Origin of the sequence: Methylotetracoccus oryzae, assembly GCF_006175985.1 — a bacterium.
In the GTDB taxonomy this organism is placed as follows: Bacteria; Pseudomonadota; Gammaproteobacteria; order Methylococcales; family Methylococcaceae; genus Methylotetracoccus; species Methylotetracoccus oryzae.
Genome location: NZ_SRSH01000003.1, coordinates 169573 through 190279 on the forward strand (window position 1 = coordinate 169573; position 20707 = coordinate 190279).

General features: G+C 64.7%; 19 protein-coding genes. 18 read left to right on the plus strand and 1 reads right to left on the minus strand.

Annotated elements, in window-relative coordinates; translation table 11 throughout:
• Positions 1–121 precede the first annotated feature (121 nt).
• The 12 genes from BWR02_RS04785 (at position 122) to BWR02_RS04835 (ending at position 13788) form a co-directional block, all read left to right on the plus strand.
• Positions 122–2290 carry an ABC transporter substrate-binding protein gene (locus BWR02_RS04785; RefSeq protein WP_236101926.1) on the plus strand — a complete coding sequence of 723 codons (2169 nt, stop codon included), beginning with the start codon at positions 122–124 and terminating at the stop codon, positions 2288–2290.
• Entirely contained in the window at positions 2287–3264 is a 978-nt protein-coding gene (locus BWR02_RS04790; protein WP_139556618.1) for an ABC transporter permease, read from the plus strand. The genes BWR02_RS04785 and BWR02_RS04790 overlap by 4 nt, the downstream gene beginning before the upstream one ends.
• The gene (locus BWR02_RS04795) at positions 3264–4655 is read left to right on the plus strand and encodes an ABC transporter permease (RefSeq protein ID WP_139556713.1); all 1392 of its coding nucleotides are present in this window, start codon (positions 3264–3266) and stop codon (positions 4653–4655) included. The genes BWR02_RS04790 and BWR02_RS04795 overlap by 1 nt, the downstream gene beginning before the upstream one ends.
• A 14-nt stretch (positions 4656–4669) precedes the next feature.
• Positions 4670–6292 carry an ABC transporter ATP-binding protein gene (locus tag BWR02_RS04800; protein ID WP_139556619.1) on the plus strand — a complete coding sequence of 541 codons (1623 nt, stop codon included), beginning with the start codon at positions 4670–4672 and terminating at the stop codon, positions 6290–6292.
• A gap of 57 nt (positions 6293–6349) precedes the next feature.
• Positions 6350–6742: a VOC family protein gene (locus tag BWR02_RS04805; protein ID WP_139556620.1), complete on the plus strand. Its 393-nt coding sequence runs from the start codon at positions 6350–6352 to the stop codon at positions 6740–6742.
• Between the two features lie 161 nt (positions 6743–6903).
• The gene (locus tag BWR02_RS04810; RefSeq protein ID WP_139556621.1) at positions 6904–8862 is read left to right on the plus strand and encodes a PAS domain S-box protein; all 1959 of its coding nucleotides are present in this window, start codon (positions 6904–6906) and stop codon (positions 8860–8862) included.
• Complete coding sequence (locus BWR02_RS04815; protein WP_162560016.1) at positions 8852–9466, plus strand: response regulator transcription factor; 615 nt, start codon at positions 8852–8854, stop codon at positions 9464–9466. The genes BWR02_RS04810 and BWR02_RS04815 overlap by 11 nt, the downstream gene beginning before the upstream one ends.
• A gap of 348 nt (positions 9467–9814) precedes the next feature.
• Entirely contained in the window at positions 9815–9967 is a 153-nt protein-coding gene (locus BWR02_RS21050) for a hypothetical protein (protein ID WP_165370037.1), read from the plus strand.
• A gap of 8 nt (positions 9968–9975) precedes the next feature.
• Positions 9976–10503, plus strand: a complete 528-nt coding sequence (locus BWR02_RS04820) for a cupredoxin domain-containing protein (protein ID WP_129882259.1) — start codon at positions 9976–9978, stop codon at positions 10501–10503.
• On the plus strand, positions 10500–12122 hold the full coding sequence (locus BWR02_RS04825) for a b(o/a)3-type cytochrome-c oxidase subunit 1 (RefSeq protein WP_139556623.1): 1623 nt from the start codon (positions 10500–10502) through the stop codon (positions 12120–12122). The genes BWR02_RS04820 and BWR02_RS04825 overlap by 4 nt, the downstream gene beginning before the upstream one ends.
• Before the next feature lies 1 nt (position 12123).
• Entirely contained in the window at positions 12124–12768 is a 645-nt protein-coding gene (locus BWR02_RS04830) for a c-type cytochrome (protein WP_139556624.1), read from the plus strand.
• A complete protein-coding gene (locus BWR02_RS04835; RefSeq protein ID WP_139556625.1) occupies positions 12769–13788 on the plus strand; it encodes an ABC transporter substrate-binding protein in 1020 nt (339 codons plus the stop codon). It begins immediately after the preceding gene.
• 205 nt (positions 13789–13993) lie between these two features.
• Here the strand turns inward: BWR02_RS04835 and BWR02_RS04840 are convergent, their stop codons facing one another.
• Complete coding sequence (locus BWR02_RS04840; protein WP_139556626.1) at positions 13994–14893, minus strand: ROK family protein; 900 nt, start codon at positions 14891–14893, stop codon at positions 13994–13996.
• A 159-nt stretch (positions 14894–15052) separates the two neighbouring features.
• Here BWR02_RS04840 and BWR02_RS04845 point away from each other — a divergent pair, with 159 nt between their 5' ends.
• The 6 genes from BWR02_RS04845 to BWR02_RS04870 all read left to right on the plus strand — a co-directional run bounded on the left by BWR02_RS04845 (position 15053) and on the right by BWR02_RS04870 (position 20667).
• The gene (locus BWR02_RS04845; RefSeq protein WP_236101928.1) at positions 15053–16150 is read left to right on the plus strand and encodes a M14 family zinc carboxypeptidase; all 1098 of its coding nucleotides are present in this window, start codon (positions 15053–15055) and stop codon (positions 16148–16150) included.
• The gene (locus BWR02_RS04850; protein WP_139556627.1) at positions 16140–16967 is read left to right on the plus strand and encodes an alpha/beta fold hydrolase; all 828 of its coding nucleotides are present in this window, start codon (positions 16140–16142) and stop codon (positions 16965–16967) included. The genes BWR02_RS04845 and BWR02_RS04850 overlap by 11 nt, the downstream gene beginning before the upstream one ends.
• Positions 16968–17135: 168 nt before the next feature.
• Positions 17136–18923, plus strand: a complete 1788-nt coding sequence (locus BWR02_RS04855; protein WP_139556628.1) for a glycosyltransferase family protein — start codon at positions 17136–17138, stop codon at positions 18921–18923.
• A 28-nt stretch (positions 18924–18951) separates the two neighbouring features.
• Entirely contained in the window at positions 18952–19419 is a 468-nt protein-coding gene (locus BWR02_RS04860; RefSeq protein WP_139556629.1) for a YeeE/YedE family protein, read from the plus strand.
• On the plus strand, positions 19416–19829 hold the full coding sequence (locus tag BWR02_RS04865) for a DUF6691 family protein (RefSeq protein WP_139556630.1): 414 nt from the start codon (positions 19416–19418) through the stop codon (positions 19827–19829). Before BWR02_RS04860 ends, BWR02_RS04865 begins: the two co-directional genes overlap by 4 nt.
• A gap of 196 nt (positions 19830–20025) precedes the next feature.
• A complete protein-coding gene (locus BWR02_RS04870) occupies positions 20026–20667 on the plus strand; it encodes a MarC family protein (RefSeq protein WP_162560017.1) in 642 nt (213 codons plus the stop codon).
• Positions 20668–20707 lie beyond the last annotated feature (40 nt).

The window sequence follows — 20707 nt, forward strand, 5'->3', positions numbered from 1 at the left end:
TCCGCCCCGTCACGCGGTGTCCAGCATCGCCCCGGGTGCGGTGGGCATCGCTTCGCGTCGCGTATAATCGACCCGCTCGGTCAGCCCCGTCTGATCCTCATTCTTCCGCCGTTCGATGCCGTTGCCCGCCTTTCCTCGCTGCCTTGCTGCCGTCCTTTTGCCTGCCATCGCCATCCTGTTGACGGCTTGCGGCGAGGGGCCCTGGAACAGCCCTTATCCAGCGGGCGCGGCATCCGGACGCACGCTGTTCGCCTCGTTCTCGGAGCGCCCGAAACATCTGGATCCGGCGCGCGCCTACAGCTCGGACGAATTCCGGATCATAGGGCAGGTTTACGAGCCGCCACTCCAGTACCACTATCTGCAGCGGCCGTATGCCCTCGAGCCGCTCACTGCTGTTGTATTGCCGACGGTTCGCTATCTGGACCGGGATCTGAAGGTCCTGCCGGACGATGCGCCGGAGGCCGCCATCGCCTACAGCGAGTATGCGATCCGTCTGAAGCCGGGGATTCGTTTCCAGCCGCACCCCGCGTTCGTGCGCGATTCCGAGGGCGCTTATCGCTATCACGCGCTGACCGACGAGCAACTGGCGAGTATCGCCAGGCTCGACGACTTCGGTGAGCTTGCGACCCGGGAATTGACGGCCGACGATTACGCACACCAGGTCAAGCGTCTGGCTCATCCGCAACTGCACTCGCCCATTGCCGAGTTGATGAAGACCTACATCGTCGGGTTCAGGGAACTGGCCGACGTGCTGAAGCGCGATCTCGATGCGAAAGGCCCCGGGACCGTGCTCGATCTGCGTGATTACGCCCTGGAGGGGGTGCAGGTCGTGGACGCTCACCATTATCGGGTGCGCCTACACGGGAAGTATCCGCAGTTCCGTTTCTGGCTGGCCATGCCGTTCTTCGCTCCGATGCCGTGGGAGGCCGAGCGCTTCTATAGTCAGCCGGGACTGGTGGCGAAGAACGTCACGCTGGACTGGTATCCGGTCGGCACCGGCGCCTACCAGCTGATCGAGAACAATCCGAACCGGCGGATCGTGCTGGGCCGGAATCCCTATTTTCATGACGAGTTTTACCCGACCGAGGGCGAGCCCGGCGATCGGGAATCGGGCCTGCTGGTCAATGCCGGCAATCGCTTGCCCTTCATCGATCGCGTGGTGCTGGCGCTGGAAAAGGAGACGATCCCCTACTGGAACAAGTTTCTGCAGGGCTACTACGACTCGTCGGGCCTGGCCTCGGACAATTTCGATCAGGCCGTGCAGTTCAGCGCGCAGGGCAATGCCGAACTGACGCGCGAGATGCAGGCTCAGGGCATCTCGCTCGAGACAGCGGTTGCCGCTTCCTCGTATTACATGGGGTTCAATCTGCTGGATCCCGTCATCGGTGGACTGGACGAGCGTCACTGCAAACTGCGGCAGGCGCTGAGCATCGCGCTGGACTACGAGGAGTTCATCACGATCTTCATGAATGGTCGGGGCATTCCCGCGCAGGGCATGGTGCCGCCGGGGATCTTCGGTCATCTTGATGGACCGCGCGGCATCAATCCCTACGTCTATGATTGGGTCGGGAATGCGCCACGCCGCAAGTCCATCGAGGCAGCCCGGCAACGGCTGGCCGAGGCGGGCTATCCGCGCGGTGTCGACGCGGTGACCGGCAAGCCCCTGGTGCTGTATCTGGACATTACGGCGCGCGGGCCGGACGACAAATCCTTGCTGAACTGGTATCGAAAGCAGTTCGACAAGCTCGGCATCCAGCTCGTGTTGCGGGCCACCGACTACAACCAGTTCCAGCAGAAGATGGCGAACGGCAATGCGCAGATCTTTCAGTGGGGTTGGAACGCGGATTATCCCGATCCCGAGAACTTCTTCTTTCTGCTGTATGGGCCGAACCGCAAGGCCGGGCTCGGTGGCGAGAATGCGGCCAACTACCAGAGCGAACGCTTCGACCGGCTATTCGAGCGCATGCGGAACATGGACGACGGGCCTGCGCGCCTGGAGGTGATCCAGCAGTTACAGGAGATCGTCCGCCACGACGCGCCCTGGATCTTCGGCTACCATCCCAAGAGCTTTGCGCTGCATCACGCCTGGTTCCGCAATCTGAAGCCCAATCTGATGGCGAATAACGAACTCAAATACCAGCTGATCGAACCGGCGCAGCGGGTGGCGCGCCAACGGGAATGGAACCGCCCCCGGGTCTGGCCATTGCTGGTCGGCCTGATCCTGTTCTTCGCGGCGCTGGTGCCGGCCTGGCACGGCTATCGCCGACGCCAGAGGGCCAGCGCGCTGTGAGCGCCTATCTGATCCGACGCCTGCTGTACGCCGTCCCGCTATTGCTGGGAGTCAACATCCTGACCTTTCTGCTGTTCTTTGTCGTGAACACACCCGACGACATGGCGCGCATGCAGCTCGGGCAGAAACGGGTGGGGCCGGAGGCCATCCTCGACTGGAAGCACGAGCGCGGCTACGACCTGCCGCTGCTCTGGAATGAGGGCGCTGAAGGAACGGCCCAGGTCACCGAGACGATCTTCTACCAGAAGTCCGTCGGTCTGTTTCTGTTCCGTTTCGGTCGCTCCGACCAGGGTCGTGACATCGGTGCCGACATAAGGACCCGAATGTGGCCCTCGCTCGCGATCGCGACGCCGTCGCTGGTGCTCGGTGTCACGGTCAATGTCTCGCTGGCGCTGTTGGTCGTGCTGTTCCGGCTGACCTATCTCGAGTTCTGGGGCATGGCCCTGTGCGTTGCGCTGATGTCCGTGTCGTCGCTGTTCTACATCATCGGGGGCCAATATCTGTTCGGAAAGCTGCTGCAGCTGGTGCCGATCTCGGGCTACGACGGAGGTCGCGATGCCTGGCGGTTTCTGATCCTGCCGCTGACGATCAGCGTCATTTCGGGGATCGGGTCCGGCGTGCGCTGGTATCGGACGCTCTTTCTCGACGAAGTCGAGAAGGACTATGTGCGCACCGCGCGGGCGAAAGGGCTGGGCGAACTTCGGGTGCTGTTCACGCACGTACTACGGAACGCCCTGATCCCGATCCTGACCGGTATCGTCGTGCTGCTCCCGCTGCTGTTCACCGGCAGTCTGCTGAACGAATCCTTCTTCGCGATTCCGGGCCTGGGCAGCTATACGATCGACGCGATCCAGCAGCAGGACTTCGCGATCGTCCGCTCAATGGTGTACCTCGGTTCGACGCTGTACATCCTCGGGCTCCTGCTGACGGACATTTCCTATACCCTCGTCGATCCCCGGGTACGCCTGCATTGATCCCGACCCTGTTCTGGACCGACGGCCTGTTTTTCCTGGTGCTGGTCATGGCCGGGGCCCTGGTGCTCGTGATGCGTCGCCGCGAGCACTTTCGTCGCCCCTGGCGCACGGTTTCGCGGAGCACCCCGGCGATGGTGTCCCTGGTCGTGATCGCGGTGTATCTCGCCGTCGGCATCGTTGACTCCGTGCACTTCTTCCCGCGCGCCGATGCGGCAGGAAGCGCAGCGGGCGCGAACGAGCCGATCAGCCTGCTCGATCACTGGCTCGGGGGATTGCGTACCCGTACCGAGAAGACCTACTCGGAACCCTTCGCGGCCTACGCCTATGCGAAGGAGCATCTGCCGACTGCCGACGGCGGTCAGCGTTGGGATTACCCCCGACTGACATATGGCGGCGCGCATCTGGTCGATCCCGAGTCCGAGAGGGTCCGCGATATCGCCGTCACCGGTGTGCGCGGTGCCGGGCAGGGCGGGTTGATGTGGCTGATTGCCGCGGCCGGTATTGCGGCGCTGATTGCGAGGTCGCGGCGTGAGCCGATTGGCCGGGTCGTCCATCGCGTGGCCCGCGGTCAGACGCCCCTGCCATGGCGTGCGATGTTGCTCACGCTGCTGCTGCTGTGCGTTGGGGGCGGTGCGATTGCCGAGTGGAGTGCGCACTACCATGTGTTCGGCACGGACAAGGTCGGCGCCGATGTGCTCTATCAGACCATCAAGAGCATACGGACGGGGTTGCTGATCGGGACGCTGACCACCTTCGTGACCTTGCCGCTGGCATTGGTCCTGGGGCTTGCGGCCGGCTATTTCCGTGGCTGGGCCGACGATCTCATCCAATACCTGTATACCACCTTGAATTCGATACCGCATGTGCTGCTGATCGCGGCCGCGATTCTGCTGACCCAGGTCTACATGGCGAAGCACGAAGAGGCATTCGCGAGTCTGGCCCTGCGAGCTGACCTGCGGCTGTTGTTCCTCTGTCTGATCCTTGGCCTGACCAACTGGACGGGACTCTGCCGGCTGTTGCGGGCGGAGACGCTGAAACTCCGCGAACTGGAGTATGTCCAGGCGGCGCGGGCGCTCGGCGTGCGGGATCACGGCATCCTGTTGCGCCACATCCTGCCGAATGTGTTCCACATCGTGCTGATCTCGGTCGTGCTTGATTTCAGCGGACTGGTGCTCGCCGAGGCCGTGTTGTCGTACATCAATATCGGCGTGGACCCGACGACCGAGAGCTGGGGCAATATGATCAACAGCGCCCGCCTGGAACTGGCCCGCGAGCCGCCGGTATGGTGGTCGCTGGCGGCGGCGTTCGTGTTCATGTTCACGCTGGTGCTGGCAGCGAATCTGTTTGCCGACGCGGTTCGGGATGCGCTGGATCCGAGGCGCGCCGATTGATGGGCGCGGCGTCGATGCCACTGCTGCAGGTCGCGAACCTGCGCACCGGATTCGTTCAGGGCGGGGAAGTCGTTCGGGCGGTCGACGGCATCGATTTCCAGGTCGAGGCCGGGGAGACCTTTGCGCTGGTCGGCGAGTCGGGCTCCGGAAAGTCGGTCACGGCGCTGTCAGTACTGCGGCTGCTGCCGCAGAACGGGCGCATCCTGTCCGGTTCGGTGGCGCTCGCCGGCGAGGATTTGCTGCAGTTGCCCGAACTGATGATGGGCCGGGTGCGGGGCCGCCGCATCGGGGTGATCTTCCAGGATCCTCAGACCTCGCTGAACCCCGTCCTGACCGTCGGAACCCAGATCGGCGAGGTCCTGGCCTGGCATGGTCTGCGACGGGGCCGCGCCGCCGTAGACCGGACGCTGGAACTGCTGGAACAGGTCGGCCTGCCGGAGCCGCGGAGGGCGGTGTCGGCTTACCCGCACCAGCTCTCCGGCGGTATGCGTCAGCGGGTCATGATTGCCATCGCCCTGGCCGGCGAACCCGAACTGCTGATCGCGGATGAGCCGACCACCGCGCTTGATGTCACGCTGCAGGCCCAGATACTGGTCTTGCTGAAGACCCTGCAGCGCGACCTGGGCATGGCCTTGTGGCTGATCACCCACGACCTCGGGATCGTGGCCGAAATGGCCGATCGCGTGGCCGTGATGCAGAGCGGACGAATCGTCGAGACCGCCGATTGCAAGCGCTTCTTCGCCCGGCCCGAGCACCCCTACAGCCGCCAGTTGCTCGAACGGCTGCCGCGCCTGAGCGCCTGCCGCGACCACCGCGACGCGGGGGGCGATGCGCCGCCCCCGACGTTGCTCGAAGTGCGCGATTTCAAGGTCTACTATCCGGTGCGGAAGGGTGTGTTCCAGCGCATCGTCGATCAGGTCCGGGCCGTCGACGGCGTGTCTCTCGAGCTGCCGCGGGGGCGGACACTGGCTCTTGTAGGGGAGTCGGGCTGCGGCAAGACGACGCTCGGGAAGGCGCTGTTGAGACTGATCGACCACAACGAAGGTGAGCTTCGCTACGACGGGGTGGATCTTTCGCGTCCGGGCAGTGACGACGCGCAGCGCCGGCTGCGGGCCCAGATGCAGATCGTGTTTCAGGATCCTTTTTCGGCGATGAATCCGCGTATGCTGGTCGGTGACATCATCGAGGAGGGGCTGCGAGCCCTGCGTCCCGAGATCGGACATGAGTCGCGCCGGGAGCGGGTGGAGACGCTGCTGGTCTCCGTGGGATTGCCGCCCGATGCGCGAAGCCGCTATCCGCATGAATTCTCCGGTGGACAGCGGCAGCGGATCTGCATCGCCCGCGCCCTCGCGGTCGAGCCCAGGCTCCTCGTCTGCGACGAGCCGACCAGCGCGCTGGACGTGTCGGTGCAGGCCCAGATACTCGCGTTGCTGGTCGACTTGCAGCGACGGCTGGGGCTCAGTTATCTGTTCATCACGCACGATCTGGGCGTCGTGGCCGAAATTGCGCACGAGGTCGCGGTGATGTTTCAGGGCAGGATCGTCGAGCAGGGCCCCACGGCTCAGGTTCTGCTCGCGCCTGCCCATCCCTACACACGCCGGCTGTTGGCGGCCGTGCCGAAGCTCCGTTGCGGATGATCCGGCGCGCGGTCTGCAATACGATCCGGAACTGAACTGAACGGAGGTTTCATCCCCATGGCACGTATTACCGCATTGCATCACACCTCGTTGCTGGTCAGCGATCTCGCCGTCGCCCGAGGTTTCTACGAGAACATTCTCGGCCTGCAACCCAGTCCGAAGCGGCCTCAGCTGAAGTACGACGGTGTCTGGTACGAGATCGGCGCGCAGCAGATCCATTTGCTGGCGCTGCCGAATCCCGATGTCGATGCAGTGCGTCCTGAACACGGCGGTCGAGACCGTCATGTCGCGCTGCTGATCGACGACATCGACGGCATGCGCGCGAAGCTGGATGGGGCCGGAGTGCCCTACACGTACAGTGCCACTGGTCGGCCCGCGATTTTCTGCCGCGATCCGGAAGGCAATGCGTTCGAGTTGATCGCGCAGGAGTTCATGCTACCGCCTGGCTGAGCCCGCACGGGGAACCACAGGCGCGTTCACGGTCAGGAGCGGGACTCTCGTGATCGCGCCGCCGAGGTCTCGATCCACGAAGCTGCGTCGCGTTATGATCGGAGGGCGCATTTCAGAAGCACGGAGGTCGGTCTGTACCTGCACCCAGACGGAGTTTGCTGATGACATCGGGTCTGTTTGATTGGTCGGCAACGCAAGGCCTTGTTCCGCATGCCAGTTGCCTGTTGTGGAACCGGGATCTGCTGCGACTGTTCGCCGTGTCGGATTCGGTGATTGCCTTCTCATATTATTCGATTCCCTTCGGCCTGGCCTATTTCGCCTGGCGCCGAGCGGACCTCGCATATCGCTGGATGGTCCTGCTGTTCGCGGCTTTCATCCTGGCGTGCGGTACCAACCACATGCTCGATGTATGGACCCTCTGGCACCCCAGTTACGTTCTTCAGGGCACGGTGAAGGCGTTGACGGCGGGCATTTCGCTGGCCACGGCGGTGCTGCTGTGGCGCTTGATCCCGCATGCGCTGGCGCTGCCGGGACCGGCTCAGCTCGCCGCGTTGAACCGCGACCTGAGCCAGGAGGCCGAGCAGCGGCGACAGGCGGTGCAAAGGCTGCGTGTGGAAGCCGCTCAACGTGAGCGGATCCAGCACGAACTGAGTCTGAACGAGGCCCGCCTGCGGGCGATACTGGACACCGCCATCGAGGGCATCATCGTTTTTGACGGTAATGGCAGGATCGAGACCGCCAATCCGGCAGCGGCTTCGATGTTCGGTTATGAGGGGACCTCGCTGGTAGGCAAGGAAATGACTCGACTGATTCCGGACCCGGGCTTCGAGTGGCATGCCGAGAATGTCGTCCGGGAGTTGAGCGGTAGCCGACGGGACGGCGGGGCTTTCCCGCTCGAGATTGCGGTCGGTCGGTTCTCCAGCGCGGATAGCGGCAATTACGTCGGCCTCGTGCGCGACATTACCCTGCGCAAGGCGTCCGAAGCCGCCCTGCGCGACAGCGAGAAGCGTCTGGAACTGGCCCTGCTGGGGTCCGATCTCGGGACTTGGGACTGGAACCTGGCCACCGGTCGGATCGTGTTCAGCGAGCGATGGGCAACGATGCTGGGCTACGAACCGTCCGAGATCCGGTCCGATTTTCAGCAGTGGGAAAAGCTGGTGCACCCGGATGACCTGCCGCGTGTGCAGGCCCTGCTGGATGAGCATTTGCGGGGTCTGACGCCGTTGTACGAGGCCGAGCACCGGCTCGTCACGAGTGGCGGCGAATGGCTGTGGGTGCTGTCCCGCGGTCGCGTCATGGAGCGGGAACCGGGAGGAACGCCGCTGCGCGCGAGCGGCACCCACATGGATATCACGGCGCGCAAGCAACTCGAACGCCGACTCGCCGAGCAGAACGAGGAGCTGGCCTACGCGCAGCAATTCACGACCGCGGGCGAAATCGCTGCGATGATGGCGCACGAGCTGAATCAGCCGCTGGCGGCTTTGAGCAACTATCTGGGCGGCGCCAAACTCCGGTTCGGGCCTGTGCTGGCCGATCACCCGCCATTGCAGCAGATCATCGATTCGGCGCTGCGGCTGTCGGATCGCGCCGCAGGCGTCATCTCGGGCATTCGCAATCTGGTCAGGAAACACGATTTTCAACCAGCCTGGGTGACCATCGATCAGTTGTTCGAGGAGACGCTGCAGTTGGTGTCGCCCGATCTGCAGCTGCGGCGGGTACGCTTGGTCGTCGACTTGCCGCCGCACCTGCCGCCGGTCTGGGGCCAGTTGGTCCTGCTGAAGCAGTTGTTCCTGAATCTGGTGACCAACGGGGTTGAGGCGATGCGGGACACCTTTCGCTCGCGACGGGTGTTGACGCTGTCCGCGCGGCAGATCGACGCGGCGGCGCTGAGGATCGATGTTGCGGATACGGGCTCGGGTATTGCGTCCGGACTGGAGGATCGCATGTTCAAACCCTTCGTCAGCACCAAGCCGGAGGGCCTGGGGCTTGGCCTGGCGATCTGCCGCAGCATCGTCGAGCTTCACGGCGGAGAGATCGAGGCCGAGTCAGTGCATGGCGAAGGCACGACATTTCATGTCACACTGCCGCTGCGCCGCGAGGAGGCTGACTGTGCAGTGTGAAGGTACGGTCGTCGTGGTCGACGACGATCGCGACATTCGAGAGTCGATGCAATGGCTGGTCGAATCCATCGGCCTGCGTTCGCGCGCCTTCAAGAGCGCGGAGGACTTCCTGGCACATCCCGACGCATCCGAGGCCAGCTGCCTGTTGCTCGACGTGCGCATGCCCGGCATGGGCGGGCTCAGCCTGTTACGGCAACTGCAGGTGGAACGCCGCCACCTCCCGGTCATCATGCTGACGGCGCATGGCGACATACCGATGGCCGTTCAGGCCGTGAAGAGCGGCGCCTTCGACTTCATCGAGAAGCCGGGTTTGCCGGAGCAGATCCTCGAGCGGGTGCGCGATGCGTTGCGCGCCAGCGAGGAAACTCGCGTCCGCGATGTGGCGAAGACGACGTTCAATAAATTGTTCAACCAATTGACCGAGCGTGAGCAGGGGATCCTCGTGCGCGTCGTGCAGGGCCAGTCGAATAAAAAGATCGGCACCGATCTGGCCATCAGCGAACGAACGGTCGAAAAGCATCGCGAGAGCATCCTGAAAAAGATGCACACGCGCTCGTTTGCCCAGGTGATTCGCGATTTCTCGCTCTACCGGTCCGGCGGCTAGCGACGACCCCCGGGCGTAGCGGCAACCGTCGGGGTCGTGGTGACCCGCCACCCGGCTCGTCCGGCCCGCGCACGGGCTGTCAGTCCGTTCGACACCGTCGCGAGCGAACCGTTGGAAGGCAGCGGACGCCAACGGTTCCGACCTCACCGTCGTCCTCCCGGAAACGGCCTCCAGGGGCGCTGCGGGTCCCGACCGGCACGCCCTCCCGTTGCCTCTTCCCGAGGAAACGAGGCATTCCCTTGTGAACACTGAGGAAAGACTAGCCGGCGCATCCGGGCATCCGCTAGACTGCCGTCAGCCCGCCGCGCGAGCCGAGCGGGGACTGCAATTACAAGAACGGAGAAGGTTATGCCTGCACCTGAGCATCACGAAGAAGCGCCGGGCGATCATACATCGCCTGTCGGAACCTGGGCCCTGCTCTGTATCGTCGGCGCGGCGATGACAGCGGGGTGGCTCTTCCTGTATTTCGGCATCTTTCTGCCACGCGGCGTCGTGCAGTGAGGCCGGGTATGCATATCAATCCACTCGAAAGAAAATGGGTTTACGTATCACTCGGCATGGTCGGCCTGTTCGTGGCATCGATCGTGTTGACCGCGATTACGGAGGGCGTGCATCCGCCCAGCAACGTCGAAACCGTCGACTCGGCCAGCCTGCATCTGGGCGACGAGTTCGCCGAGGACAAACTGGGGGTGCGGCAGCAGCCTGACGGTTCGCTCCGTGTGACGCTGGTCGCAGCCCGCTATGGTTTCTATCCCAACCACATCGAGATTCCTGCCGATACCCCGGTCACGTTCCGGATGGCCAGCGTCGACGTGCTGCATGCCGCGCATATCCCGATGACCAACATGAGCACGATGGTCGTGCCGGGTTATGTCTCCCAGATCACGACGACTTTCCCGAAGCCGGGCGATTACCCGATGCTGTGCAACGAGTATTGCGGTCTCGGTCATGACCACATGTGGAGCAAAGTGACCGTCGTTGCCAAGGAAGAATGGCACGGCGTTGCGGCGGCTGAGCAACAGGGGAGCAAGCCATGAGCGATCAGGAAGCACGACGGTTCGTCATCGACCATTTCTGGGTGGCCTTCGCCGCCTTCGCGCTGGCCTGTGTGCTTGGCGTTTATCAGGTGCTGGAACGCAGCGGCATCATCCCGGCGATCCAGTCGCCGGCGGTCTACTTCGCATCGGTCAGCACCCACGGGGTCTTGATGGCCTACGTGCTGACCACCTTCTTCATCATGGGGTTCGGCTACTACGTGGCCACGACGAGCCTGAAAATGCCGATCTGGAACAAGCCGCTGGCCAAGACCGGCTACTGGATCGCACTGGGTGGCACGGTCATGGCCGCGATCCCGCTGCTGCTGGGCAAGGCCTCGGTGCTGTATACGTTCTATCCGCCGGTGCAGGCGAACGTGCTGTTCTATCTCGGCGCGACCTTGCTGGTGGTCGGATCCTGGTTCTGGGCTGGCATCATGCTGGTCATGCTGCACCAGTGGAAGGTGGCGCATCCGGGTGAAACCGTGCCCTTGCCGATGTACGCCAACGCGGCCAATGCCATCCTGTGGCTGTGGACGAGTGTCGGCGTCGCGCTCGAAATGCTCTTCCAGTTGCTGCCCTGGGCGCTGGGCCTGATGGACACGATCGATGTCGGTCTGGCGCGTACGCTGTTTGCGTGGACGCTGCATCCCATCGTCTATTTCTGGCTGATTCCGGCCTACATCGCGTTCTACGTGTTCGTGCCGGCGGCGGCCGGCGGGAAACTGTTCAGCGACGAACTGGCGCGGGTGTCGTTCATCATGATCATGGTTTTCGGTCTGCCGATCGGCTTTCATCACCTGTATGTCGATCCGGAGCAGGCGGCCGGCTGGAAGCTGGCGCATGGCATCGGCACCTTTGCCGTGGCGATCCCGACCCTGCTGACCGGATTCACGGTCATCGCGTCGCTGGAAGTCGCCGGACGCAAGCGCGGCGGACATGGCCTGTTCGGCTGGATCGGTGCTCTGCCCTGGCGCAATCCGATGGTGCTGGCGGCCATCCTGTCGCTGCTGATGCTGATGCTCGGCGGCTTCGGGGGCATGATCAACGCCAGCTACGCGATGAACACCATGGTCCACAACACCGCGTGGGTGCCGGGTCATTTTCATCTGATCTTTGCCGGTACGGTGATCACGATGTACTTCGCGATCGCTTACTACCTATGGCCCAAACTGACCGGCAAGCAACTGTGTTCGGCCTCGCTGCCAACGCTGCAGTTGTGGTCCTGGTTCATCGGCATGGCCATTCTGACCACACCGTGGCACGTCCTCGGCCTGCTGGGTCAGCCGCGTCGGATCTCCGACGTCACCTACAACACGCTGCTGACACTGGCGTGGGATCCCTACGAACTGGCAATGATCCTGGGTGGCTGCGTACTGCTCGCCTCTGCGCTGCTGTTCGTCTACATCCTGTTCCAGACCCAGACCAAGGGAGCCGAGGAACCGGACCGGGCCGTGGCCTACGCCGAGCCGCTGCACCCGGTCGTAAAGCTTCCCGCCATGCTGAACGGCTTCGGGCTATGGAACCGCGTGATCCTGGTGCTGATGATTGTCAGTTTCGCCGTGCCTATCGGGCAGTTCTTCTTCATGGACTCATTCAGTCCGTCGGCATGGGGGTACTGAGATGAGAACTTTCATTGCACTCGCGTGGCTGATCCTGCCGGGCCTGTCGGCCGTCGCCGCAGCCGAGCCGTCGACCCGCATCGCGTGGACGCCGCAGACGCTGAATCTGGTGAAGAGCGGCGACCCCGCGCGGGGTCAGACCAAGGCGGCCAGTTGCCAAGGCTGTCACGGTGCGGAGCCCGCTAATGCGGCCACACCGTTCCCCTACCTGAACGGACAGCTGGCGACGTATCTGTATCGCCAGTTGCAGGACTATAAGGCCGGTGGCCGTCCTCATCCGATCATGACGGGGATCGCTGCTGCGCTCAGCGATCAGGACATGGCGGACATTGCCCAGTGGTACAGCCAGCAGGCGCCGGTGCAGATGCCGGAGGGCCGGGGCGATGTGCCGCGGCTGGTCGTCGACGGCGACAGCAAACGCCTGATCGCGCCGTGCGGCATCTGTCACGGTGGCCATGGGCAGGGCGAGCCGGTCGATACGCCGCGCCTTTCGGGTCAGAAGGCGTCCTATCTCAAGGAGACGCTGTTGGCCTACAAGTCGGGGCAGCGCCACAACGACATCTACCGCAGGATGCGGATCATGGCGGAGCGCTTGTCTCCCGAGGAGATCGACGTGCTGGGCAACTACTACGGCGGACTGCGCTAAATGGCTGACCGTCTCGCTGCCTGCCGCGTGATCGGCCTCGGGCGTCGCCGGCTTCTGGCTGGCGCGTTGATGGCGCTGCTCGCGGCAGGGGGCGCTGCGGCGAAAGGCGTGCCGGCAAAGCCCGAGCCCGTTCGTATCGGTGTGCTCGCCTTTGGCACCGTCAGTTGGGAACTCGCCGCGATGGAAGCGGAAGCCCCGGCGCCAACCGGCTCGCCGGCCATCGTGCCGACGGTGCTGGCCGGCGCCGAGGCCGGGAAAGTCGCGCTGCAGGGCAAGGCAGTCGACCTCATCGTCGCCGACTGGATCTGGGTCGCCCGCCAGCGCAGCCAGGGTCTGGATTTCACCTTCGTGCCCTACTCGACGATGCACGGCGCGCTGGTCGTGCCGGCGGACTCGGCGATCCGGGACGTCGGGGATTTGAAGGGGAAAAAACTCGGGGTGGTCGGTGGGGGGCTCGACAAGAACTGGCTGATGCTTAAGCTGCTGGCCAAGCGGAAGTATGGGCTGGACGCCGAGAAGGCCATCGAACCGGTATTTGGGGCGCCGCCGCTGCTGAACCAGCAGTTGACCCAGGGGCGCATCGATGCGCTGCTGAACTACTGGCACTATGCGGTGAAGCTCGAAGCGCAGGGTTTCCGAAAGCTGCTCGACGGCCGCGCCCTGCTGCGGGAATTCGGTGTGGACGCCGACCTCGCCAATCTGGGTTTCGTGTTCCGGGAGTCGTGGGCAAAGCAGCATCCGGAGGCGTTGCATGCGTTGCTGGAACGGTTTCGCAGCGCGCATGCGCGCCTGTGTGACAACGATGCGGCGTGGCAGCATATCGTGCCGTTGACGCAGGAAACCAACCCGAAGGCTATCGTGCTGCTGCGCCAGCGTTATTGCGAAGGCGGGGTGGGCGACCCACCCGAGCGCCAGGCCGAGGCGGCTGGACGACTGTTCGCCCTGCTGCGCGAGGCAGGCGGTGAGACGTTCGCAGGTGCCGCAATGCCGGCCGGCACGTTCTGGACCGCGCCCCGCTAATTCCCCCTGACAGGAGACGTCCGGTGGCAAGGTCGGGACTTCCACTTCCCGCTTTGACCATGCTTGGTCGTGGGAGAGGGCCGGGACGGAGAGACCGTCTGCGGGCGGAAACCCGCGGGCCAGCCTCCAGCGACGGATTCGCGGCCTAGCTCGGCCTCCCGGCCCGCTCCCGCGAGAGGCGTGTGAACAGCTGCCTACCCGCCGCTCAATATTCCCACAGCCAGGCCGCGCCTCGGACCCCGCTGGAGTCGCCATGACGGGGGGGCACGAGGCGCGTGTCCACGCGATCGGAGAACACATAACGCTCCCACAACAGCGGGATCGAGCGGTACAGGCGCGCGCAATTCGACAGGCCGCCCCCCAGCACGATCGCATGCGGGTCGAGAATGTTGATGATGTGCGCCAGCGCCCGCGCCAGGCGGTCCTCGTAGATCTCGATCGTCGCACCACAGGACGGGTCACCGGCATCCGCGCGTTCGACGATCTGAAAAGCCTCGAGCGTCTCGGCGGTCCGCTCGCGATGACAGCGCGTCAATCCCGGGCCGGACAGAAAGCTCTCGATGCAACCGGAGCGGCCACAGTAGCAGTCGGGGCCCGGGCGTTCGGCGTCGGTCGGCCAGGGCAGGGGATTGTGGCCCCATTCACCCGCAATGGCATTGGGCCCGTCCAGCAGTCGGTTTCTGACCACGATACCGCCCCCGACACCCGTGCCCAGAATCACGCCGAACACGGTGGTCGCGCCGGCCGCCGCACCGTCCACGGCTTCCGACAGCGCGAAACAGTCGGCATCGTTCGCGATCCGTACCGGTCGGGACAGCAGTTGCTGCAGGTCTTCGAGCAGCGGCTGCCCGTTCAGCCAGGTCGAGTTGCAGTTCTTCATCCGGCCGCTGGCTTTCGAAATCGCACCGGGGGTGCCGATTCCGATGCTCCCCTGGCCGCCCAACTCCGTTTCGGCATCGGTGACGAGTTGCCCGATGGCCTGCAGCGTGCCCGAATAGTCCCCCTTGGGTGTCGGTACCCGCCGTCGCCATAGGGCTTCGCCCGTGCCGTTCAGGGCCAGCAACTCGATCTTTGTGCCGCCGAGGTCGATACCGAAGCGGATCATGGCCCGAACTCCCCGCCGGCAGAGCGGATGCCGATCGACCCATCGCCTCCGCAGATTCGCTGCACTGTAACTTGCGGTCGCCCGGGAGCGCCGTAGAATTCTTGTTCTATCAAACCGTTCCCCTCAATTTCCCAGCCTTTCAGGAGGTCGCCGAGCCCATTGAACGCCGTTCCTGCCGTCACGAGCCCGCTATTCCGCTCACCCGTCGCCGAGGCCATGCGCGAAGCCATGGCCGGCGGCATGGATTTTCCGGAAATGCGGGATCTGTTGGACTTGACCGAAAACCTGCACGGCCTGGCGCGTGTCGACGTGCTGGACACTATCGCGCACCGGGGCCGCGCCTTCCCCCTGATTTCGGTGGCCTTCGGCCCGGACGATCCCAGGGCGCCAGTGCTGGCCCTGTTCGGCGGCGTGCACGGCCTCGAACGTATCGGCACCCGCATCGTGTTGTCCTACCTGCGTACGCTCAGCGAGCTGGCGCGCTGGGATCGTATCACCCGCGAGATGCTGAAGACCACACGGATCGTGCTGTTCCCGTTGGTCAATCCGGTGGGCATGCTGCTGAAGCGTCGCTCGAATGGCAACGGCGTCGATCTGATGCGGAACTCGCCGGTGCGGGCCGATGGGATAGGGCGATGGCATCTGTTCGCCGGGCACAGCATCTCACCACGTCTGCCCTGGTACCAGGGCACAGCGGGTGCGCCAATGGAGGCCGAGGCCCAGGCCGTCTGCAAGCTGGTGCGCGAGGAGATTTTCCCGGCCTCGATCGCCCTGGTGGTCGACGTGCATTCCGGCTACGGGAACAGGGACCGCATCTGGTTTCCCTACGCCCGGACGCGCGACCCCTTCCCGCGCGTGCCCGAGGTCCTGGCGCTGAAGGGATTGCTGGACAGCACCTACCCGCACCATATCTATTGCGTCGAGCCCCAGTCGCGGCAATACGTCACCCACGGTGATCTGTGGGATTACCTCTACGACGACTATCACGCGCGGGGGGCGCCCGGCCATTTCATTCCGTTCACGCTGGAACTGGGTTCATGGGTCTGGGTCCGAAAGAACTGGTGGCAGTTGTTCGACCGGCTAGGCGCGTTCAACCCCCACTTGCCCCACCGTGAACAGCGCGCTCTGCGGCGCCATTTGCATCTGTTCGATTTTCTTTACCGGGCGGTGCAGTCACCCGAGCCTTGGGCCGCGATGGGCGATGGAAGCCGCGAGCGACTGATGGGCCATGCCGTGGGACTCTGGTATGCAAAATGAGGCCAATGCGTCACGCTGGGTGCTGCTGCGCGGTCTGGTGCGCGAAAGTGCCCATTGGGACGATTTCCCGCAGCGGTTCGCCGCCAGCGTGCCGGGGGCTCGGTGCTACTCCGTCGATTTTCCGGGAACGGGCGTGCATTGGCAGACCCTGAGTCCCTTCTCCGTGGCCGGCATCATGGAAGCGGGACGGGCCGAGGCGCTGCAGCGGTCGGCCGCGTTGTCGGGCGCGCCGCTCTTCGTGCTGTCGGTTTCCCTTGGGGCCATGGTCGCGATCGAATGGGCGCGCCGACATCCGGCCGAGCTGGCCGGCGTCGTGCTGATCAATACCAGCCTGGGCGGTCTGAGCCCGCTGCACGAGCGTCTGAACTGGCGGGTGCTGCCGGACATGCTGCGCATGGCCCTCGAACGGGATGTCGCGCGCCGGGAAGAACAGATCCTGAGGCTCACCAGCAATGCTGCCTCGTTCAGCCCCGAACTGATCGCCGCTCGCGTCGATGCCTATCGCCGTCATCCGGTCAGCGGGCGTACGCTGTTGCGGCAATTGTGGGCTGCCTCCCGCTTCCGGCCGAGCCTCGAAAAGCCGCCCGTCCCTGTGCTGCTGCTGAGCGGGCAGGGCGACCGCATGGTGTCGCCGGGCTGCACCGACGCTCTCGCGCGCATCTGGCAACTCGAACCGTTGCGCCATCCGACCGCAGGTCACGACCTGCCGCTGGATGAGCCCGAGTGGACCATCGAGGTGACGCGGGAGTGGATGCGAGGGCTGGCGCTATCAGCCAGTTCGGAGACGAGCGCGGTCGGAACGCCCGGTCGGAGCTGAGCGTCAGCTCCCTTCGATCCGCAGCGCCTCATCCCGGAACGGCAGCACATCCCCCGCCCTGCATGGCGGCGCTGTGGCCGCGCTTTTCTGATACTCTTGACGGTCTCCGACCGGCGAACCTTTCGGCCCAATTGCCGCCGGCGATCGTGCAGGAGGCCGACCCCAGCGATGATCACTGCCGCCCCCCCCTATAACACCGTCATGCCGGAAGGCGAGCCGTCCCCCGACGCGCGGATCTCCGAAGCCCTGATACTGGCGGGGGTGACGCTCGTTCTGCTCGTCAGTCTGTTGCAATACCTCGACAATTGCTTCGTCATCAATGCCAACGGGCTCTGGAAGAGCGTCTACGTACGGATGTGGGCGAACAGCCCCGCCACGGCGCCGGTGGACTTCGCCAATCTGCTGTATTTCCCGGTTTATGGCCTGTTGTGCCGGTTGCTCGATGCCTTCGGGATTTTCGTCGGCCAGACATGGCGGCAAATGGCGCTGCTCAATACGGTGTTCGCGTCCATCGGTGTGGGGCTGATTTACCTCTGGATCGCGACGGCGTTCCGCAGCCGGCTGATCGGCGTGCTGGCCGCCGTGTTCTATCTGGGCACGGGGTTCTTTCTGGCGCTGGCCGTCATCAACGAAGACATCATGCCCAGCTACGTCTGGACGCTGACCGGCATGATGCTGGGGGCCCTGTGGTTCGGCCGCCCAAGCCCGACCCGCATCGTGCTGGTCGCCCTGGTCGTCTCGGTGGGCTGGCTGTTCGAGTGGCGGCTGATGTTTCCCGTCGTGCCGCCCATGCTGCTGGCGCTGTGGCTGTCGGCCCGACGCTGGACGGCGCGGTTGCGGCGGGTGGTACTGTTCGCTGCCGGCTTGACCATCGTGCCGCTGCTGTTGACCTCGTCACTGATGGTGCGCGGCACCTGTACCCGGACAGCCGAGTGCCTGCAGCAGATGTTCTGGACCGGCAAGGGCCTCGGCACCGGTTGGGCGGGGTTCAGTTGGGTCAAGGTCAAGCTTGCCTGGGTCGGCATGGTGCAGTCGCTGATCGGCGGACGCTTCATCGGGTCCGACCACTGGTCCCGACATCTCGCCCATGTGCTGGAGGCCGGGGTCGGGACCTTGCTGCTGATCGTGCTCGCACTGGGCGCGCTGCGCTATGCCTGGAAACGGCGCGGCGAGCCCTGCGTCGTCGCACACCTGATCGTATTCGGCGGCACGTTTTGCGCGGGCCAGGTGTTCAACCTGTACTCCCAGCCGCACGATCCGCAGATGCAGTTGACCGTGATGCCGTGGGTCATACTCGGGTGGGCCGTGATGATGTCCCTGTTGACCGGACAGGGGGATCCCCTGACCGGGACCCACAATCCCGGCCCGGCTCCGTGGCGCCTGGCGCTGGCCGCGGTGCTGTGCCTGCTGCCGCTGGTCTACAACGCCTCGGTGCTGGCCCAGGGGCGGGGCGGGGACACCCGCTACCTGTCGCTGTTGGCGCGTCTGGAACAGCACTTCGATCCCGCGCACACGGTCTTCCTGTACCGCGGCTTCGAGTTCGAAGTTCCCTGGAAGTGGGCGACCTGGAGTGCGACCAACCCGGGAGTCGAGGGGCTTTCGGCGGCTCCGAGTCCTGCCCCGCGCTTCAAGTGGATCTCGGTCGCCGAGACCCTGATCCGCCATCCCGACTGGTCCGCTGAGCAACAGGCGGCGGATCTGCGCGCGCAGGTCGATCGGGCGCTGTCGCTGGGCTATCAGGTCATCGCCAGCGAGATCTGGGTGATGCCGCGCGAGACCTGGGTCGAACAGTTGGTCACGATCGGCGACACCGAGCACATCGGGGCCATCCACGATGCGTTGAAGCGCGGTTTCTCCGGCGAACCGGTTCTGGACGACCCCGTCGCCGGAGCGCATTACCGCCTGACCCACCGGTACGAGTCCGACGCCGGCGCGAGCGCGCGGGCCGCGCACTGACCACCCAGCGAGGAGCAATCAATCGGCGATGATCGAGAGTTTTTTTCCGAGAGGAATGGCCCATTACCTGATCGGTGGCATGCTGATCGGCGGCGGGGTCGGCCTGTTGTTCGTGCTCCGCGGACTGATCGGCGGGACGAGCACCTTCTTCACGTCGACCCTGTCGTATGTCGTCGAAAGACCCTTCTTTCAGCAGGCCCGCTTCGTCGGCACCCGCGCATGGCGTGCCGTCTACGCGTTGGGACTGGTGCTCGGCGCTGCCCTTTACCTTGCCGTTTACGGCGAACCCTTCCAGACCGGGGTCGCCGCTTGGCGGCTGCTGTTGGGTGGCGTTCTGATCGGCTTCGGTGCGCGCCTGTCGAACGGCTGTACGGCAGGACACGGCATCTGCGGTCTGGCGTCGTTGCAATGGCCGTCACTGCTCGCGGTGCTGACCTTTCTCGCGACGGCGATCGGTATGGCGCATCTGGTGCAGTGGGCGGGAGGCATGCCATGACCGCGCCGCGCTGGCTGGCCGCGCTCGTGGCGGGAACCCTGTTCGGCCTCGGTTTGGCCTGGTCCACGATGATCCGTCCGGAAATCGTCATCGATTTCCTGCTGTTCCGGGATCTCGGGCTGTTGCTGGTCCTAGGCGGGGCCGTGGTGGTGGCGCTCGCGTGCTACCAGATCGCTCCGCGCCTGCTGTCGAAGCCGCTGCTGGGTGGAACGTTCGCCCAACGCGAGAGCGTTCTCGACCGCCGCACGATCATCGGGGCGGCGCTGTTCGGGTTGGGTTGGGGACTGTGCGGCGTCTGCCCGGGTCCCGCGATTGCAGGGCTGGGTGCCGGAAACTGGCCGCTGCTGATCGCCCTGGTCGGCATTTTTGTCGGAGCCTATCTGCAGGGCCGGTTTTTTCCGAAGAACTAGTTTCAAACAGTGAATTTCCGCCACGCCCCGGCGGAAGGCAGTACCGCCCCGCGGCTTGTGATAGCGTGGCGGTGGCACGCTGGGGGCATGGGCTTACCGGCCAGTTCGGCCAGAGCAGTCCCCCACGCGAACGCAGCGGACACGGGCCCCGGCGTGCAGGGCTCTGCGCATGGCACAACGGCGGCGGGAATCGAGCATGGAATTCAACCCTTCGGAAGCGATGTTGCTGCTATTCGCGACGATCGGACCGCTCAGGGCCACGATCGTCTGCGCCACGCTGGCGGGCGATGCCAGCCCGGCCTTCCTGAAGCAACTCGCAGGGCGGGCCGTCCGCATTGCGACCAGTGTCTGCCTCGTCTTCGCCGTCCTGGGTGAACTGATCCTGCTCGTGTTCCGGGTGTCATTGCCGGCATTCCAGATTGCCGGCGGCATCATCGTGATGCTGTTCTCGATCGAGATGGTCATGGGCGGCAGGGCGAGCAGTGACAGCGGGGCCGGTGACGGCGTAGCCACTTCCAACGCGCCTTCGCTGGAGCTGGCGGCCTATCCGATCGCGGTGCCGCTGCTGGCCTCGGTGTCGGGGCTGATCGCGATCGTCTCCCTGGTAGCGCAGGCCGGCGACGATCTTTGGGCGCTGCTGTATCTGTTGGGAGCCATTCTGGCCATCATGGCGGTGAACTACCTCTGCCTGCGCGCCTGCCAGGCCATCGCCCGGATGCTCGGCCCGGTCGCGCTGAGCGTGGTCGGCAAGGTCATGGGCGTCATCCTGGTGGCTCTGGCGGTCGAACTGGTGCTGATGGGCCTGGTCGGTCTGGGCGTCATGACGCCGATCCGCTAAGCGTTCACAGGGTAGCGCCGGTGCAGGCACTCGACCTCTC

Coding starts and splice junctions, on each gene's coding strand:
- BWR02_RS04800 (WP_139556619.1), top strand. CDS start 4,670: ATGCCACTGCTGCAGGTCGCGAACCTGCGCACCGGATTCGTTCAGGGC.
- BWR02_RS04835 (WP_139556625.1), top strand. CDS start 12,769: ATGGCTGACCGTCTCGCTGCCTGCCGCGTGATCGGCCTCGGGCGTCGC.
- BWR02_RS04855 (WP_139556628.1), top strand. CDS start 17,136: ATGATCACTGCCGCCCCCCCCTATAACACCGTCATGCCGGAAGGCGAG.
- BWR02_RS21050 (WP_165370037.1), top strand. CDS start 9,815: ATGCCTGCACCTGAGCATCACGAAGAAGCGCCGGGCGATCATACATCG.
- BWR02_RS04825 (WP_139556623.1), top strand. CDS start 10,500: ATGAGCGATCAGGAAGCACGACGGTTCGTCATCGACCATTTCTGGGTG.
- BWR02_RS04865 (WP_139556630.1), top strand. CDS start 19,416: ATGACCGCGCCGCGCTGGCTGGCCGCGCTCGTGGCGGGAACCCTGTTC.
- BWR02_RS04830 (WP_139556624.1), top strand. CDS start 12,124: ATGAGAACTTTCATTGCACTCGCGTGGCTGATCCTGCCGGGCCTGTCG.
- BWR02_RS04840 (WP_139556626.1), bottom strand. CDS start 14,893: ATGATCCGCTTCGGTATCGACCTCGGCGGCACAAAGATCGAGTTGCTG.
- BWR02_RS04870 (WP_162560017.1), top strand. CDS start 20,026: ATGGAATTCAACCCTTCGGAAGCGATGTTGCTGCTATTCGCGACGATC.
- BWR02_RS04805 (WP_139556620.1), top strand. CDS start 6,350: ATGGCACGTATTACCGCATTGCATCACACCTCGTTGCTGGTCAGCGAT.
- BWR02_RS04810 (WP_139556621.1), top strand. CDS start 6,904: ATGACATCGGGTCTGTTTGATTGGTCGGCAACGCAAGGCCTTGTTCCG.
- BWR02_RS04820 (WP_129882259.1), top strand. CDS start 9,976: ATGCATATCAATCCACTCGAAAGAAAATGGGTTTACGTATCACTCGGC.
- BWR02_RS04860 (WP_139556629.1), top strand. CDS start 18,952: ATGATCGAGAGTTTTTTTCCGAGAGGAATGGCCCATTACCTGATCGGT.
- BWR02_RS04850 (WP_139556627.1), top strand. CDS start 16,140: ATGCAAAATGAGGCCAATGCGTCACGCTGGGTGCTGCTGCGCGGTCTG.